Raw genomic sequence first — 14,620 nt, 5'->3', positions numbered from 1 at the left:
CTCCGCCCCCATAGGGGGCAGGTGTGCCCCCGAGGGGTTGGATTTACATGCAGAACTCGATAGCGCCACTTTGCAACTCGACCACAGGCGCCACAATGTGGGCCGCAGGTAAAGCGCTTGTTTCAACAACGGGTACCGATTGAAAAGCGCTGGCTTGGATTTGCTCAGCCAGTGCCGACAACTCGCCAATGCTCATATCACCCTCAAGGGTGGTACCAGTCATCAACTCATCGAGCGTGACGCTAGGTGCAGTGTGGCCACCATCAACCGCAACATCGCTTGCCAGTAGGCTTTCACCCGCCAAGTCAAACGCTGTCTCCACATCGTCAATCAGGTGTGGTTCCGTCGATCCGACTACGACCGGGGCGGCAATAGAGGTATCAATAACGAGCGGAGCCTGCACTTGAAGGGTCGACTGGACATCGGTGGAGGTTTTCGAGAAAACCTCAGCCATCTTGAGAATTTTGGTCTCGTCAGAAAGGTTCATGATCAGGCCTAACAGATCCTGAAATTGCGAACCCTCGTAGGGACCATTTTTTGGCAGCTTACCGATCACGGCCATCATGTAATCGGCTACGTCCTGTACCTTCGGATTCAAGAAAGCCAGCGAGCTGAGTTTCTTGTGCATCTTGAGCATGGCACTGACAGCCTTACGGCTGACGGAGCCCTTTCCAACAAAGCTGTTATCCAGAAGATCCTCAGCTGCATCGGCAATTTCCCGAAACAGCTGACCCGACAACCCCTGAACTTCTTGCTCCAAGCCTTTGGAGAGCGTGGGATCCGAAGCATCGGGCACCACGCGGCAAAGAGTGAAGCGAAAGCCCAGTCGTTGTTGTACGACAGCCTTAGGAGTGATGGCATTCTCAATAGCTTTACGCCACTGAGGTTTACCGTTCCATTTGTTCATCCAGTCAATACAGATTTGATCGTACTTACCGATGAAAATCTGAATCTGCTGGGTGAACAACCGCTGGATATCCTGCAGCTCAGCTGCAACCGCCGGCGCAACATCATTTGGAAGACCGTAGCCCCCCATGAAGCGAACACCGTTGGTTTCAAGCAGGCGAATTGCGCGCCGCTTCAGCCGATCGAATTCCTTGATCTCATCAGGATCGGTAATTCGCTTGCTACCCAATGAGGCCAGTTCCGATGGGGGCAGATTGAGATCTACACCCAGGTCCTCAGCGCGCAATTTCTTGCGGCCGGACCAGATACTGACGTTCAAATCCACCAGCAAAAGCTTGCTGAGAATTTGAGTTTCTTGAACGAGATTAGAATTTTGCATGACGCACCTCCGGGAAGTGGAGGCGGTCTGCCCCATATGGGGAAGGTCGCCCCCAATGGGTTTAAGTAAGAATGCTGCGGATTTGAGTGAGTAGCTGTCACTAACGCAGGTTGCTCGCATGAGCAACGCTGAGAACCTGTTTTGCTATAGCCGGACTATAGCAAAGCAGGCTCGAAGGCGGGAGCCAGAGGCCCCCGCTTTCTTACCAATCAAACATTGGTAAATCATCTATCTGCTCAGCATCAGCGTCGAAAGCCAGATAGAGGATTCCCTGAGAAGGTGCAAGGCACCATTCAAGCAAAGACTTGAACTCGGACGATGCACCTCGAGCAACAATAGCGTTGACCGTGAGCTCACCGATCGCAATCAAAAACCCATGACGGGTATCGAAGACGACTGGGACGAATTCAGCAGACTCACTGAAGCGCCCTCGATGTTCAGCCGCGATTGTTTCAAGAAGCTGTACATCCTCCTTGCGCAAGTGGCCGGTGCACAACTCGACGGCCTTACAGATCGCAGGTGACAAATTCATGGTTCTAACTCCGAATTACGATCGGAGCTCGCCCCTTGCGGGACGAGCCCCGCAAGGGCTATAGACAGAACACAGACTCGCCTTCAAAAGCATTGGCGAAGGAAGAAAGGTCCAAGGGTTTCGGCAGTACACCCAGGGCAATCAAGATCTGAACACCATGATTGTACTGATCAACGTTCAACAACCGCATCAGAAACGCATCGCATTCTTTAGCACTCGTCAACGCAATGGATTCACCGCCGGCGGTGGCCAAGCTGAGTAGCTGACCACCATTGTTTATCGGCCCAAGATTGACAGCGACTGCCGACAGCAGAAGTATCTTTTCCAGGTCTTCATCAGGTTTCAGCTCGCCAGAAGCGAGAGAGCCTTCAAGCAAACCACCGAGGGATTTCAGCGACGATGACAGCCCCAGGCTGGCAGCTACAGGATCAAGATCCTGTAGTGCCAGTCGGATAGGCTCCCGTTGTGCTGAATCGACTGCACACGAGAAGAAAATGCTCATGATTTATGCCGCCTGCAGAACAGGATCAGCACCCCAAGCGGCACCGAATCCGTCCTTGGCAAAGGTGTGAACAACCACACGCATCGCTTTGTCGGCACGGTTGGTAAGCGCTTCGCGAAGAGCCTGGCCCATTGGTGATGGGAAGACTGCTTTTGCAGATGCGTTAGCATTGTAGGTTGAAGCGATCCGAGCCCAACGCAGCAGCGAGCGCGTCGAAAACGTGATCGTCAGCCCAGGCTGGCCTGGCTTCAACTCCATTTCAGGGTTGCCAACGAATTGCTTACGCACATCGTTGGCGATATCGATCATCTTCTCGAGAATGGCGACATCCACTTTTGGCATTGTCGAAGAGAGGATCTGAAGCTCCTCCGCTTTGCTCATGTATGGTACTTCGATCATCCGGCAACGGTCCCAGGTCGCAAGGTTCTGCGCCATGGTGCCGCCGTGGAGACCAGTGTCATCGCCCTGACCACGAGTGTTGCTCGTGATGACCATACGGAAGTTTGGATGCGGGTATATGATCTCACCACCGTTTTCTGCAAGAACCAACGCGCCACCTTCCAGCACCGCATTAAGACCTGCAAACACCGATGGATCGAGTACATCCGCCTCGTCCAAAACAAAAATTGCCCCCTCCTTCATTGCTAGGGCCAACGGACCGTAGCGGAAAGAGGTTCGTTGATCACCCGTTGCTTGTTCACATTCGAGTGAGGTCGAACCAACCAGCTCAGGCATTTCCATCCTTGAGTGAGCGTTTACTTTGCGGAAGGGCCAACGAAGACGCGCCGCAATTTGCTCGAGGATAGACGTTTTACCGGCGCCAGTCGGACCCACAAGGGACAGAAAGTCGCCACCATGGGAGTAGAGAAAGTTCATTACTGGCAACCGCAGGATGGTGCGGAAGAAGTAGTGAGGGTTGATCGATGGAACGAGCTCCATCAGTTCATGATCAGCTGGGAAGCCAGGAGCCATAACTTGCGCTTCATTGCCGACTACGCCGAACGAGCTCATTGGGATGATGTTTTGAAAATTCATGGTGCAACTCCAGAAAAGAGAGGCACCACTCCCCTGCTGGGGAATGGATGCCCCAGGGGGTTTGAGATTTGCTGTTAGAACGAACAGCTGCGTTATCGCTCCCATGCCACATGGCGAAGGAACAAATTCAGAAAACTCTGGTAAGGACGTGCTTACCGCAGGTTTCTTGAGGGAGAAAATGAGGGCCGAAAGGCCCCCAATTCCTAATAGCAAAATGCCTGAACACCACCCTCCAGGTCAACAGTCTCGGCCTCGAAAAGATGCGCCAGCGCCGCGTCTGAAAGCGGTGTATCTGGATCAATCGTCAATCGGGATCGCTCCGATACCGGCGCGCGATACGACTGCAATTTATCCTCTGGATAGTCCGGGTGAAGGCTGGTAAACAACTCCTTCCACCGCACATTGCCGGCCTGTTGGTACCGACAAATCCGAACACCTTCGGCTTCAGCCAGCATGTGGTGTCCCATAAGGGAAACCAATCCTTTCTGAACGCCTTCCTTCTGCGACTTCAACAACTTCAGCTCTGCCTCGAGTTCACTGACACGACGGTCAATGCTCCTGGCCTCGGCCGCATGCTTTACCCACTCCGCCAATTTCTCACCCTCAGGGATGAAAAAGTCACGGAGAGGATCCTTCTCCGGCTCTGTGTCGGTGACAACGAGCGCCCAGAATTCTAGCGCCGCTTTGGTTATCAGCTTTACGGCCAGATCGCTTCGAAGAATCTCGAAGACAATCGGGACATGCCGGGTGTGGTAGAACAGAAGAAAGCCCTTCTCTGCCCCCGACACAGCCATCTGGTGCTGAACTTGCCACCAGTAGAGTTTGTAGTGCGAGGAGAGCTCTCCCAGATTTTTCACCTCATCGAAGTTCGTGTCCGAAAGGACCTTCACTTCGACTGGGCGATTCTCCGGATCCACGCCGTCAAAACTCGCCCTGAGCACAGGGTGGGTTATCGACTGACCGCAGAGCGGAAGCAAGACCGTGTCGAACCGATCCTGGTACCAAGCGATCGCATGAGGCTCCAGCATGATTGCCAAGCGAACTTGGGGGATCATCGAAATGTCGATGGAAGCAACCCTCCCGGTCATTTCAGCCCACAACCGCCACCGTGTTTTCTCCGGATGATGTCCCAAGATCACAGCGGAAGAGGTTGCAGAGATCCCTTCGTTTCGCCAGGTGTGCCACTGCGGGCTCCTTTGGCGCAAATTTATAACGTTCATTGTGCCTCCATAAGTGGAGGAACCCAGCCCCAAAAGGGGCAAGGCCCCCTTTAGGGTTGAGTACTGACATCACGCAGGTACCTTCTGCTTTGCGAGGTACTCAGACTGTCCCTTACGGAACTTCTTGTTTGCTCGCTCAAGCAAATCGCCTTTCAGCTGGGCACTAGCCCAGTCGAATGCGCTCTGCCAGGCACCGGTACGCATCGAGCGGTCATGCACTTGATCGATACGACGGATAAGCGTCTCGTTCACATCACGTGGCGCTGATCCGGCGCCAACCTCACCCTCAGTACGAATTGGCCCCTGGTTACGAGGCTGATCCATCTGGGCAAAATGCGAATCACCAACTGGTGAGGCATCTGCCTGAGGCTGGCCAACTGGATTGGGATCAATGTCGTAAACAACCCCATCGTGCAGGTTAACGACATTGGTCTGAGTTGCCGACGAAGGACCATGCATCTCCCTCGACGCAGTTTCGAGCGTGACTGCACCACCTACGAAGCCCTCACCACCTTCCTCGTTGAGGTAAGAGATAACGTTATCGAGGGCGGGACTGGTCATTGGCCAATACTTCCGGGCAATTTTGATACCCGTCTTGATAGCCATTGAGTCGAAGTGAGTATCCCAAGGCCCCTTCTTCTTCGTCGGGTCCGAGTTCGTCCAAGCAGAAGACAACTGCCGGGCGGCATAGACGTCTTCAGCACTGACTGGGTGAACGAGAAGCTTACCGATGGACAGATACGCTTTGACGTATACGCCGCGGAACTCCCCCCGATCATGCTTCGCCAGGAATGGATCGTAGACGTGGATCGGCTCGTCATTGGCACCGTTAAAGCTAAAGGTGTCACGACTGTAAACCGAGCAGGCCACCACAAGATCGACTGCACGGCTATCGGTAGCGATCTTCATCAGTCCCCGGTAGGAGATGTCGGCGATCACCTTGCCCTCGCGGGGCACCAGATATGCCAGCCCCATCGCCGGATTCAGCGTGAGCCCCGACGAAGCAATTTGCTGCATCGCCAAGGCAAAGCTTGCCTTGTTGTTCATTGCTACCGATGCCAGGTAAGAATTACCTAGCATTGCTTGGTAGGCGTAAAGCGCTTCCTGGGCAAAGTTCATACGACTATTCATCGCACTCACAATGTTCGAGAAATCCTGCTCCGTGCTTCTAACCAGATCATTGATCTGCTCAGGCTTCACGGGTGGTCGCTGTTGAGAAATTTGTTTGCCAGCCATGTGTTACCTCCAGGTTAAGAGGCGGAGGCAAACCCCGAACGGGATTTGCGCCCCGCGCGGGATGAATTGCTTGAGTTGGATCAGCAGTGTTTCACGAGAGGCAAGACCTCAAGCGAAATCATCAAAGTCCGATAATGGTCCAGGCTTCGACTGTTGTTGCGTTTTAAGACTAAGACCTCGCAGCCTGATGGCGAGAGGCAGAATTACTGCCACCGGAAGCCTGTGAGCCGTCCTGGTTTTGAGGGCGACCACCGAGCAACTGCATGGTGCCCTGAGTGTCAACGACGATCTCAGTTGAATACCGCTTGATACCGTCCTTTTCCCACTCGCGAGTCTGCAACTTGCCCTCGATGTACACCTGCGAACCCTTACGAAGGTATTCGCCGGCAATTTCAGCAATCTTGCCGAACATCGAGACACGGTGCCATTCAGTACGTTCTACTTTCTGGCCCGACTGCTTATCTGTCCACTGCTCGCTGGTAGCGAGACTCAGATTGGTGACCGCGTTGCCGTTAGGCAAATAGCGGACCTCGGGATCTTGGCCACAGGTGCCAACGAGGATTACTTTATTTACGCCACGCGCCATGTTGTCACTCCACATAGAACCGGGGCGCACGCCCCTACGGGGTATGAGTGGCCCTTAGGGGATTGATGTTAATGCTGGGAAAAGCAGTCCAGCTTCTGCATCCGAAGGTCAACAATGACCAACAGGAATCCAGGTAGCAGGTACAGAAGAATCTTTTCAATGGGCTTGAGGCAAGGCCACAGAAAAGAAGCTTCAAGGGGGAGCGAACTCCCCCCCGCTATCGAAGGGATTTACATTGTGATCCCGATTTCCGCGGTCTCGGGAAGAATGTGGTTATACACGGCCCATCGCTTGACATAGCGAATGTCCATAACCTCAGGAGTCACCGTACTCGCGATGTTGTCCGGTACACGTACCGTTTCACCGCCAAGGAGCAACTCTTGTAGTTCCATCAGATAGAACGCTTGAACTGGGTATTGCATGGAGGGCTCCTCGCCAGGTGGTCCACCAAAGCACTCAAAGCGAGAACTTTGGAGGACCACCTGGGAAGGGTGGCCCTTGCAGCACTACTCACTCAAAGAGTGAGTAGCCCATCAGCTCAGAAGCTGAGCTGGATTTTGCGACGCTGGAAGGTCGGCTCGTCATAGGTCGAATAATCGATCGATTTCGGAAGCTGGTTAGTGCGAGTGGCGCCACGCAGAGCGAGGCAATCCTTGGCGCTAAGACCGAGCGAAGCATTTGCTGCTTTCGCATGAGCGGCCTGGTTAGGCGACACATGCAGATCATCAACCTTCTCGTTACCAAGCTTGGGATCCTGGCGAGGAACAACCTTCTTGGTACGAGTGAGGTAGAGGTACCCGACTACCACAGCGAGAATGAGCAACACGATAGGAAGGTTGTTCATTTGCTCACCTCCTGATCAGCCATTACATGGCCAGCGTAAGAGTTGTAAGCATGTGCAGTGTCAGCAGACAGGACCATCACTAACCGCGCGAGAGCGGAAAGGACAGTAGAGAGGATTGCAGATTTCATGGAGGCCTCCAGCAAAAAATGAGGAGCCTCCACCCCAAAGGGACAGAAAGCCCCTCTGGGTAAAATCACGACCGCGAATCGTGATCGATTGAGTGCTAGGTATGGTGCCCAGCTTCACACAACCCCAACAGGTAAGACCTGTTGGGACAACACTCAAGCAACATGCTTGGGTGAAGATTAGGCCTGAGCATAACTGCCCTTCAGGAAGGTGTAAAGCGGCTAGGGTAGCTTCTGACCCTAACATCGGGTCAGATTCAACCTACCAAAAAGCATCATAAGAATATCGTTAAGGCTCCCCAACCCATAGGAGCCATGCAATGGCCAACGGACACGATTTCAAGCCGCAAGGCAGGTACTCCAGCGCAACTCTTGAGTCCACTTACACACTCCATACCGAGCAAGCGCAACGCGTACATCGTCGCTGCTTTGAAGGTGCGGCACGCGCCCTCTTCACCGTTGACGTGGTGGCACGGGCAATGGCGCAGTCGAACAAAGCGTTCGACTACAACGGGGTGATCACGGCCGTGGAAACGATGTTGATCAACCTGGAAACCGAGATAAACAAAGAACGCGATCGTTACTCTCACATGATCAAGGCGGCGGGCCAAGAGGGCATTACCGCCCGCTATGACAACGCCCAGTCCTATACCTTTACCGTCTCCACGCCGGCGATCATGCGGTTTGCGCAAATCATTCAAGCCTTCGACCAAATGCTGATTCAGGCTCAGACAGCATGGCTGCTCTGCCTGCTGCCGTCTGACAAGAACAGCCTGGTGGCAAACGAGCGCATGCGCCAGGTTATGAAAGTGATCCGTAAGCTGCAGAACATGGCCAGCGAAGCGCGGAACAAGGGCAAGAAAGAGCCCTATGCAGAATCGATCGCGCAATCCCTGGGGGAAGCGGCAGAAGAAACCGAAGTCGACAAAAGCACGAAAGAAGCCATCGAGGAAGAAGAACAAGCTGCGTAAGAACAGCAATGAAAAAGGGCGCCATTTGGCGCCCTTTTTCATTGTTTATTAATTGAGATTTTTCCGTACCTTATCCTCGGCTTCCTTTCGGCTCCCCGAGAAATCCTTATCCTCCAACCGAGACTGATTGCGTATCAGAGTGTTCTCCCGGTCACCGCCGATGCTGAGTGCGGTACCTTTGCCAGTCAGCTTATCCAACGTCGACTTATCGATAGTGGGGTAGTTGTTGGTTACTTGGAGCAAACCAATCCACTCGGATATATCTATCTTGCTCCAGTCCAGGCGGCTGAGGTCCTCAACGGCCAAACCCTCGCATGACGGATTTTCTGCCTCCCCCCATTTCATACCGAGTTGCGGCCGGGCTTGCTCTTGAATGATCCGCCCCAGAGGCGAGTTAAAGCAGCAATAGGCTTCCCGCTTCTCAATACAGCCAAGTGGTGACTTTGACGCGCAATAACTACCAACAAAATGGCAAACCTTGGTTTCCTTCTTAGCTCCGAGCTCGAACTCCTTTTCCTCACACTCCCAGATGATATTCACCAGAATGTTGGCGATCTGGTAAACCATGTACGCGATCATCACCACCGATACCACGGAGGCTAGGCCCGATGCCCAGGTCGCATTGGCTGCCGGCGTGACCGCTCCTGTTGCAGCATCAGTTGAAGCGTACGCGACATCGCTCGCGCCATTGGCAGCGATGCCACTCGCGAAAATCATATTCGCTGCGGCCGGCCCGAATGTTTGGGCGGTCCAGTTTGCAACGTAGTTCATCATTTGCTGCTTAAAAGCGCTGATCACCCCGAGCTGAGCAACTTCTGTAACCGCCGCGTTAGTAGCACCTGCAGCACTCCAGGCTGCATCCCAGCCACTGGAGATCAGTGTTTTGCTGAAAGCCCACGCACTTTCCAGGGTTGGGGCCGCATCAATAATTCCGACCTTCTCACTCAGCTGGATGGACGTGTACACAAGAGTGACGTAATCCATGAGCGAGACACCGTCTGGAGCCTCGCAACAATCGACCCAACCACCCACTGCTTTTTTGCACTCCATAGCCTCGCCTTTCCAAACCTTACAGCTTTTATCCGAAGTCGTATCCGTCGGGTCTTTCCCACAATCGAGGTCATGCTCGGCAAATTGGGCGATCTGAAGTGCCACTGCGGCGTAGGCAAAATCCGTGGACTTCTCATCTACCGGGTTAAAGCATTCAGTTCCTAGGCATCTCACAGGCCCATCACATTGGTAGGAGCTGCTCGTCTCTGTAGATGGCACTTCGACGTCATAACCGCAATCCCATACCTCCTCTGTCACATAGCACTGGCCAGATGCACCGGCGGCACCGGATACACACTTCTGCGAGATAAATCCGCAAGACTTGTCCTTCTCAAACTTCTGACAAGAGTTGAGAGTTAGGCCACCCTCTACGCATCCTTCTACCTTCATAGCCAGCGCAAGCTTATCGACGCCCGCAACCGGCGCAGGCAGCATCGCGTTATACATCTCATCACCAGGACATACCTGAGTTCCGTTTAGCGGCAGACAGCCTGAGGTCACGCCCTTGGTGACAGATACGGTGCCACCCTCCGAACACTGCCCTTTCTGAATTTTGTTAGCCGCGTCGATGCAAAACTGGGGACCGTAAGTCTCCGCGTTGATACGGACTGCTTTGAGTCGGAATTCATGCGCATAGAACCAGCCCGGGTTACCACTCCCCGTGTCTTTGATATCAGCGATCATTTGCAAGCCGTTTTGGCAACTGGGCATTTGAACGATGTTTACCGAGTCAACCGTAAGGGTATTAGGAGCGTACTTATGACCCGTCCAAACCCCAATGGAAGACACCGCTATTTTTTGCGGCATCGGCTTACCATTAGGTCCACTCTTACAAATATAATCGTAATTCACCTTGTCCAGAGAGCTATCGGACCGCGATGAACTCGACGTGTTGGTGAAGGTGCCGGCAAGAAAATCGACCTTTATACGGTTGGTTTCATTTGCACCTGCTTTGTCCTCGACGGCTACCTTGGCCGCAAACGGAATCTCAATGACCTTGAGGTTATGGGTGACCGAACATGTTTTGTCAGAGTTGACGGGGCACTGTTGCTGCCCTTGAGCATCGGTGTAGCAGTCCATTGGACCTTTATAAAAATCGCACTGGGTATCGACAGACACTTCTTGGCAGAGCGGAGAAATACCCGGCACTGGGGAGGCCGCAAAGTTACTCTGACAAACCTTGACCCCGTTGATCAACGAGCAACCGTCCTCGGATAGAGGAGGCATCTTGGTACAAACGTAATTACCCTCACAGGCACCGTCATTCACGGCTGTAATCGCGTCCAATGCCTCCTGCGGGTACCATTTGTCATCGCTGATCACTTTGGTTGGATCGAAGTGAACACGCAACTTCGCGTATGCCTCGCCTGCACCTGCGACGGATGCTCGGATTTTAAATGGAACTATCCCTTTTGTTTTTAAGAGAGATGTCATATCGACATTTGGCGCTGTTTCCCATGAAGTACCGAGCTCACACGCGCCGGGTGTTTCAGGGGGGAAATTCCCGTTAGGTCCAGACCAGACTTTTGTCTGCCCGACCCAAACCTGCATATAGTCGTCCCATTTCGCATATACCAACTGAGCATTGGTAATTGCTTCAGGCTTAATTACTTCAAATTCCATTTTATTTTCGTAGACAGTACAGTAACCACTCCAATAGTTATCGCCAACCTGCCCCAACCAGATGTCAACACAGCCTTCTCCGCAGGTCTGAATATTGGTTGGACCAGATGTGTATTTGATTACACCGGCAAGATAATCGTGTTTCAGAGTAAAAGAACCTGACTTGTCGGTAACTCGCTCGCAGGTTTTCAACTCTGAAACATGCTTCATCGTTGTCGTTTTTTTAGTGTCGGTTATCTGCTTGCAGTCGGAAAACTCTTTGTTAAATACATCCTGATTGTCGATAATTTTATCGCTATTGGTCCAGAGTGGATCATTATTCAGGTCTGGCCGGGTTGTGCCTGCGGTATTCTTTAACAAACGGTATGCATCACCGCTCATGGAGTTTTCACTGTTGAGTGTTGTATTCGCCTTCGAACCAGCACTCAACGTACCCTTGTCATCCCCGTATAAATTAGAAAGGTCAGAGGCCCCGTCACTTTTCCCCGCCCCAGGGAATAACTCTGAAATATTGATACTCTGCTTATCACTACCCGATCCGTAGCTTATAGCGGTTCCTGAAGCCGAAGGCGGTGTCCACGCCGACATGGCTTCTTGGGCCGCAGCATTACCCGCAGATGCCGACGCAGCAATATTATCCGCCCAAGCTGGCAAAAAACAGGAATAGGTATAAAACAACAGGGTGGCTGCTGCTGTGACTCTACCGGCAGTCGTCATATGTGTCCTCACAATGTATTGCAGCAGTCATTCCAACGAAACAGCATATAAAGTGCATCCTCACCAACCTGCGGGATAACACGGCCCTCTCCTCCTTGCCATGTAAGTGGGTGAGACCCGATGAAGTGCGCACGTTTTGATTCAGCTCTAGGAAAAAACATACTCATTTTGTATTGGGATTTTGGAATAGTCGGAAATATCGATCCCCTACAGATCGTTGCGTCACCAATTGTTAAGTGCGCGAGTCCACGCCGGTGCTGAGTTGCAATCGTGCGAGCAGCCAGGAGTGACGTTGTACGTCCAAAGTCGTTCGGTAGAGCCGTACCAGCCATAGGGTAAATTTCCCCCCAGGTACCTGCGCACCACCACAGCGACGTCAATGGCTCTTGGCCAACTACACCTAACGCCGCATCAGCAGTGCAGGCGGCTTGTGCCAAAGGATTCGCAACAGCTGCCGCTTCAGGGTTCACAAAAAACGCCAGCTCGTCATTGGTCCACGTAGGGTCAATTTCGGAGAGCTGAATAATGTCAAAGTCCGCATAGCCATCCGGAGAACAGCGTTTTGGCATATACATTTCAAGAATCGAGAGCAATGGAAACGCGTAGTAATGAACGTTGTAAAAGGACGTGCGTTCTTTTGTGATGCCGTTCCCGGCAGTCGCGTCGGACAAAGTACCCCACAGACGCTTATCGCCTATCGGTAGAGTCACGCCACCAAGAGCAAGAGAGCAACCAGGTTTTCTAACCACCTCAATTAGTCGCGCAGGCTCCCACATGGAGTTAACGATGCCGGGCATAAACAATCCCAGCTTGTCCTCGCACATACAGAGGCTTTTATTAGACGCTCCGAACGGGGCGTCACCTGGTGTGATGCTCACACCGGCAATTCGTATGGGAAACAAACACGCCCAACAGACATCGGTAAAGAGCTTCCCACTGAACAGTTGCGCATTGGGGCATGAAAGAGAATCTGTAACTGTCTGATCAGAGGCAGCTGAACCAGAATACAGAACAGCCGAAAGTAGGAGGGCCAAAATGACTTTGATTTTCATCACAGTGATTGCTGCGCCTTTTGTTGTGTAGCCGAACAGTCAGCGAAAGAATTGATTTGAAGAATGAACGGTTTGGACAAAGCGAAGCCTTGCACCGAAGCAGAGTTCAAAGGCTTAAGCAATCCTCCTAAAACTTTTAAACACTCGAGCTTTTCCAGTATCAGCCCAATGCCATTGGCACTGCAGTAATCCCTCACCTCGATTAGCCAATCGAGATTGTCACTATTCCACACTGCGGTTAAATCCACTTTACAGTAGTCCCATGGGTAGGAACTCAAGCGACTAAAGTTCGACCACTCTATACCGAAGTCGTCAATTGCCAATAAGAGGCCCTGGTCTTTGATTACGCCCATTGCCTGATTGAAAGAACTGCCAATGGCGTCGAAGGCCTCGGAAACCTCTACACAAACCTCCACCCCCATTTGGGTCAGTTTGGCCAGGGACCGACATACAGCGTAAAGCTCGGCGGGATCGGCGAGAGTGTGGGCGCTCACATTCACGAAGGACACACCGCGGCCTCTGAGATCGGGCGCATGATTAATCAGCATCTGCGCAACAGCGCGGTCCATGCTTACCCATGCCTGAGGGTTTGAACCTGCCATAAACGCCCCAGGCCCCACCCAGGAGCCACCAACGGACTGGCGCACAAGGACCTCGTGTCCCAAAATGCCCCCGTTGGGCTGATGGATTGCCTGAAGCGCAATAGCTTTCATTTGAGCCCCCCTGCTGGGAATTCTTCGATATAAAAGTTGGATGAATCCGCCGTAACTACCGATGGAACAACGTCAATTGAGAAGCGGGTCCTGACATCATCTTTGAGAAGGTAAACAGCTCTGCCTACTTGGTCCTGGACGTTCGTAAATCCCTCCCAGCCAGAGGTTCGGTCGACCCTTGAAAGAATGACCACGACGTTCTGATCGTTGCCGTGTTTCGCGATTTCGGCTTTAGCTAGATCGATCTGCTTTGGGTCAACTGGATCAATGATCACTAGTCGTTGAGTAAATGGACGAATTGACAGTGGGTTTATCCGGTCACCCGCCTTATGGATCAATGAACCATCTGCAGCAGTCATGTCCTCAGGAACCGTGACGGTGGGGTCAAGCTTCCGCACGCGATGGCTTGTCGCTGTGGGGACGTCGACAAAGGTTTGCTTGTCCCAAAACCGTTTGGTCGCCTTTTCCTTTAATTCGGCAAAATCAACTTTCGCCAAGCGCTCCTTTAGCACTTCAATCAAGTCACGCTCGTCTATATCGAGCGTTGGCCCCACGGAACCCAGACTAAGCTTCTTCCTTGTGCCGTATTCCTTATCGGCCGCCTCGATAGAAGTGGTACCAGCAATAATGTATTGGGGTGCACCTTCCACAATTTTTCGTATTTGCGGAACAGTCGTCACAGCCGCATCAGTAAATACAACGGGGTTAATTAATACTGGGGTGTCCGACTTTGTCTCCAGCGCCAGTTTCTGAAGTTTAGCCAAGGCCTGTGGGAACGGCATTCCTTCTGGAATGCCACGAAAAACGAGCTCTACAGTCTTGTTGCCATTATATAGAACGAGGAGACCCTTGATTTCCTGCTCTCCAAGAGACCAAGACACAAATATCTGATATATGACTTTTCTATCATCAATAGCAGGCTGAGCGCTTGCCTCAGGCGCTTGCGGGGCAGGAGCTTTAGCCAACGCAAAGTCTTCATTTTTTAAAGTGAAATCAACTTGACTGTCAGTCCGATGCTTAATTTGATCAAGTTCTGCTGAAAACTGTTCAATAGCAGCCTTTTCTTGGGCGGCAAAATTTAAATCAGCCAAGCTGGCGGTCACGGGAGCCATCAACAAAAACACCAGGG

At 52.4% G+C, this 14,620-nt stretch carries 13 protein-coding genes and 1 pseudogene; 1 reads left to right on the top strand and 13 read right to left on the bottom strand.

Annotated features, from left to right (window positions below; all coding sequences use genetic code 11):
* Positions 1–43 precede the first annotated feature (43 nt).
* From AC1Q6D_RS25070 to AC1Q6D_RS25030, 9 genes and pseudogenes are all read right to left on the bottom strand, one after another.
* On the bottom strand, positions 44–1,285 hold the full coding sequence (locus tag AC1Q6D_RS25070) for a DUF3150 domain-containing protein (RefSeq protein WP_256590170.1): 1,242 nt from the start codon (positions 1,283–1,285) through the stop codon (positions 44–46).
* A 202-nt stretch (positions 1,286–1,487) separates the two neighbouring features.
* The gene (locus AC1Q6D_RS25065; protein ID WP_050682318.1) at positions 1,488–1,817 is read right to left on the bottom strand and encodes a DUF5983 family protein; all 330 of its coding nucleotides are present in this window, start codon (positions 1,815–1,817) and stop codon (positions 1,488–1,490) included.
* A gap of 58 nt (positions 1,818–1,875) precedes the next feature.
* Positions 1,876–2,319 carry a hypothetical protein gene (locus tag AC1Q6D_RS25060; protein WP_050682319.1) on the bottom strand — a complete coding sequence of 148 codons (444 nt, stop codon included), beginning with the start codon at positions 2,317–2,319 and terminating at the stop codon, positions 1,876–1,878.
* 3 nt (positions 2,320–2,322) lie between these two features.
* Positions 2,323–3,354: an AAA family ATPase gene (locus tag AC1Q6D_RS25055; RefSeq protein ID WP_050682320.1), complete on the bottom strand. Its 1,032-nt coding sequence runs from the start codon at positions 3,352–3,354 to the stop codon at positions 2,323–2,325.
* Between the two features lie 203 nt (positions 3,355–3,557).
* Positions 3,558–4,574: a lambda-exonuclease family protein gene (locus AC1Q6D_RS25050; protein WP_103403683.1), complete on the bottom strand. Its 1,017-nt coding sequence runs from the start codon at positions 4,572–4,574 to the stop codon at positions 3,558–3,560.
* Positions 4,575–4,643: 69 nt separating this feature from the next.
* A complete protein-coding gene (locus tag AC1Q6D_RS25045; protein WP_103403684.1) occupies positions 4,644–5,810 on the bottom strand; it encodes a RecT family recombinase in 1,167 nt (388 codons plus the stop codon).
* Positions 5,811–5,918: 108 nt separating this feature from the next.
* Positions 5,919–6,396: pseudogene (locus AC1Q6D_RS25040) on the bottom strand (single-stranded DNA-binding protein).
* Positions 6,397–6,626: 230 nt separating this feature from the next.
* Positions 6,627–6,818: a hypothetical protein gene (locus AC1Q6D_RS25035; protein WP_050682323.1), complete on the bottom strand. Its 192-nt coding sequence runs from the start codon at positions 6,816–6,818 to the stop codon at positions 6,627–6,629.
* 116 nt (positions 6,819–6,934) lie between these two features.
* Complete coding sequence (locus AC1Q6D_RS25030) at positions 6,935–7,240, bottom strand: hypothetical protein (protein WP_050682324.1); 306 nt, start codon at positions 7,238–7,240, stop codon at positions 6,935–6,937.
* A gap of 445 nt (positions 7,241–7,685) precedes the next feature.
* On the opposite strand from AC1Q6D_RS25030, the gene AC1Q6D_RS25025 reads away from it, so the two are divergent.
* On the top strand, positions 7,686–8,336 hold the full coding sequence (locus AC1Q6D_RS25025; protein WP_050682325.1) for a hypothetical protein: 651 nt from the start codon (positions 7,686–7,688) through the stop codon (positions 8,334–8,336).
* A gap of 48 nt (positions 8,337–8,384) precedes the next feature.
* Here the strand turns inward: AC1Q6D_RS25025 and traN are convergent, their stop codons facing one another.
* From traN to AC1Q6D_RS25005, 4 genes are read right to left on the bottom strand one after another with little or no spacing between them, the layout of a single operon-like run.
* Complete coding sequence (traN, locus tag AC1Q6D_RS25020) at positions 8,385–11,726, bottom strand: conjugal transfer protein TraN (RefSeq protein ID WP_103403685.1); 3,342 nt, start codon at positions 11,724–11,726, stop codon at positions 8,385–8,387.
* Between the two features lie 8 nt (positions 11,727–11,734).
* A complete protein-coding gene (locus AC1Q6D_RS25015) occupies positions 11,735–12,778 on the bottom strand; it encodes a TraU family protein (RefSeq protein ID WP_050682328.1) in 1,044 nt (347 codons plus the stop codon).
* A complete protein-coding gene (locus AC1Q6D_RS25010; RefSeq protein WP_103403686.1) occupies positions 12,778–13,491 on the bottom strand; it encodes an EAL domain-containing protein in 714 nt (237 codons plus the stop codon). Before AC1Q6D_RS25010 ends, AC1Q6D_RS25015 begins: the two co-directional genes overlap by 1 nt.
* Positions 13,488–14,603, bottom strand: a complete 1,116-nt coding sequence (locus tag AC1Q6D_RS25005; protein ID WP_256590171.1) for a TrbC family F-type conjugative pilus assembly protein — start codon at positions 14,601–14,603, stop codon at positions 13,488–13,490. The genes AC1Q6D_RS25010 and AC1Q6D_RS25005 overlap by 4 nt, the downstream gene beginning before the upstream one ends.
* Positions 14,604–14,620: the final 17 nt, after the last annotated feature.

It is taken from the genome of Pseudomonas sp. MT92, from assembly GCF_058792515.1.
This window is presented reverse-complemented; position numbering and strand designations above follow the sequence as displayed.

Bases quoted from the DNA above. Each gene is read 5' to 3' on its own strand.
- AC1Q6D_RS25065 (WP_050682318.1), bottom strand. From the start codon at position 1,817: ATGAATTTGTCACCTGCGATCTGTAAGGCCGTCGAGTTGTGCACCGGC.
- AC1Q6D_RS25060 (WP_050682319.1), bottom strand. From the start codon at position 2,319: ATGAGCATTTTCTTCTCGTGTGCAGTCGATTCAGCACAACGGGAGCCT.
- AC1Q6D_RS25070 (WP_256590170.1), bottom strand. From the start codon at position 1,285: ATGCAAAATTCTAATCTCGTTCAAGAAACTCAAATTCTCAGCAAGCTT.
- AC1Q6D_RS25030 (WP_050682324.1), bottom strand. From the start codon at position 7,240: ATGAACAACCTTCCTATCGTGTTGCTCATTCTCGCTGTGGTAGTCGGG.
- AC1Q6D_RS25055 (WP_050682320.1), bottom strand. From the start codon at position 3,354: ATGAATTTTCAAAACATCATCCCAATGAGCTCGTTCGGCGTAGTCGGC.
- AC1Q6D_RS25045 (WP_103403684.1), bottom strand. From the start codon at position 5,810: ATGGCTGGCAAACAAATTTCTCAACAGCGACCACCCGTGAAGCCTGAG.
- AC1Q6D_RS25005 (WP_256590171.1), bottom strand. From the start codon at position 14,603: ATGGCTCCCGTGACCGCCAGCTTGGCTGATTTAAATTTTGCCGCCCAA.
- AC1Q6D_RS25025 (WP_050682325.1), top strand. From the start codon at position 7,686: ATGGCCAACGGACACGATTTCAAGCCGCAAGGCAGGTACTCCAGCGCA.
- AC1Q6D_RS25050 (WP_103403683.1), bottom strand. From the start codon at position 4,574: ATGAACGTTATAAATTTGCGCCAAAGGAGCCCGCAGTGGCACACCTGG.
- AC1Q6D_RS25015 (WP_050682328.1), bottom strand. From the start codon at position 12,778: ATGAAAATCAAAGTCATTTTGGCCCTCCTACTTTCGGCTGTTCTGTAT.
- traN (WP_103403685.1), bottom strand. From the start codon at position 11,726: ATGACGACTGCCGGTAGAGTCACAGCAGCAGCCACCCTGTTGTTTTAT.
- AC1Q6D_RS25035 (WP_050682323.1), bottom strand. From the start codon at position 6,818: ATGCAATACCCAGTTCAAGCGTTCTATCTGATGGAACTACAAGAGTTG.
- AC1Q6D_RS25010 (WP_103403686.1), bottom strand. From the start codon at position 13,491: ATGAAAGCTATTGCGCTTCAGGCAATCCATCAGCCCAACGGGGGCATT.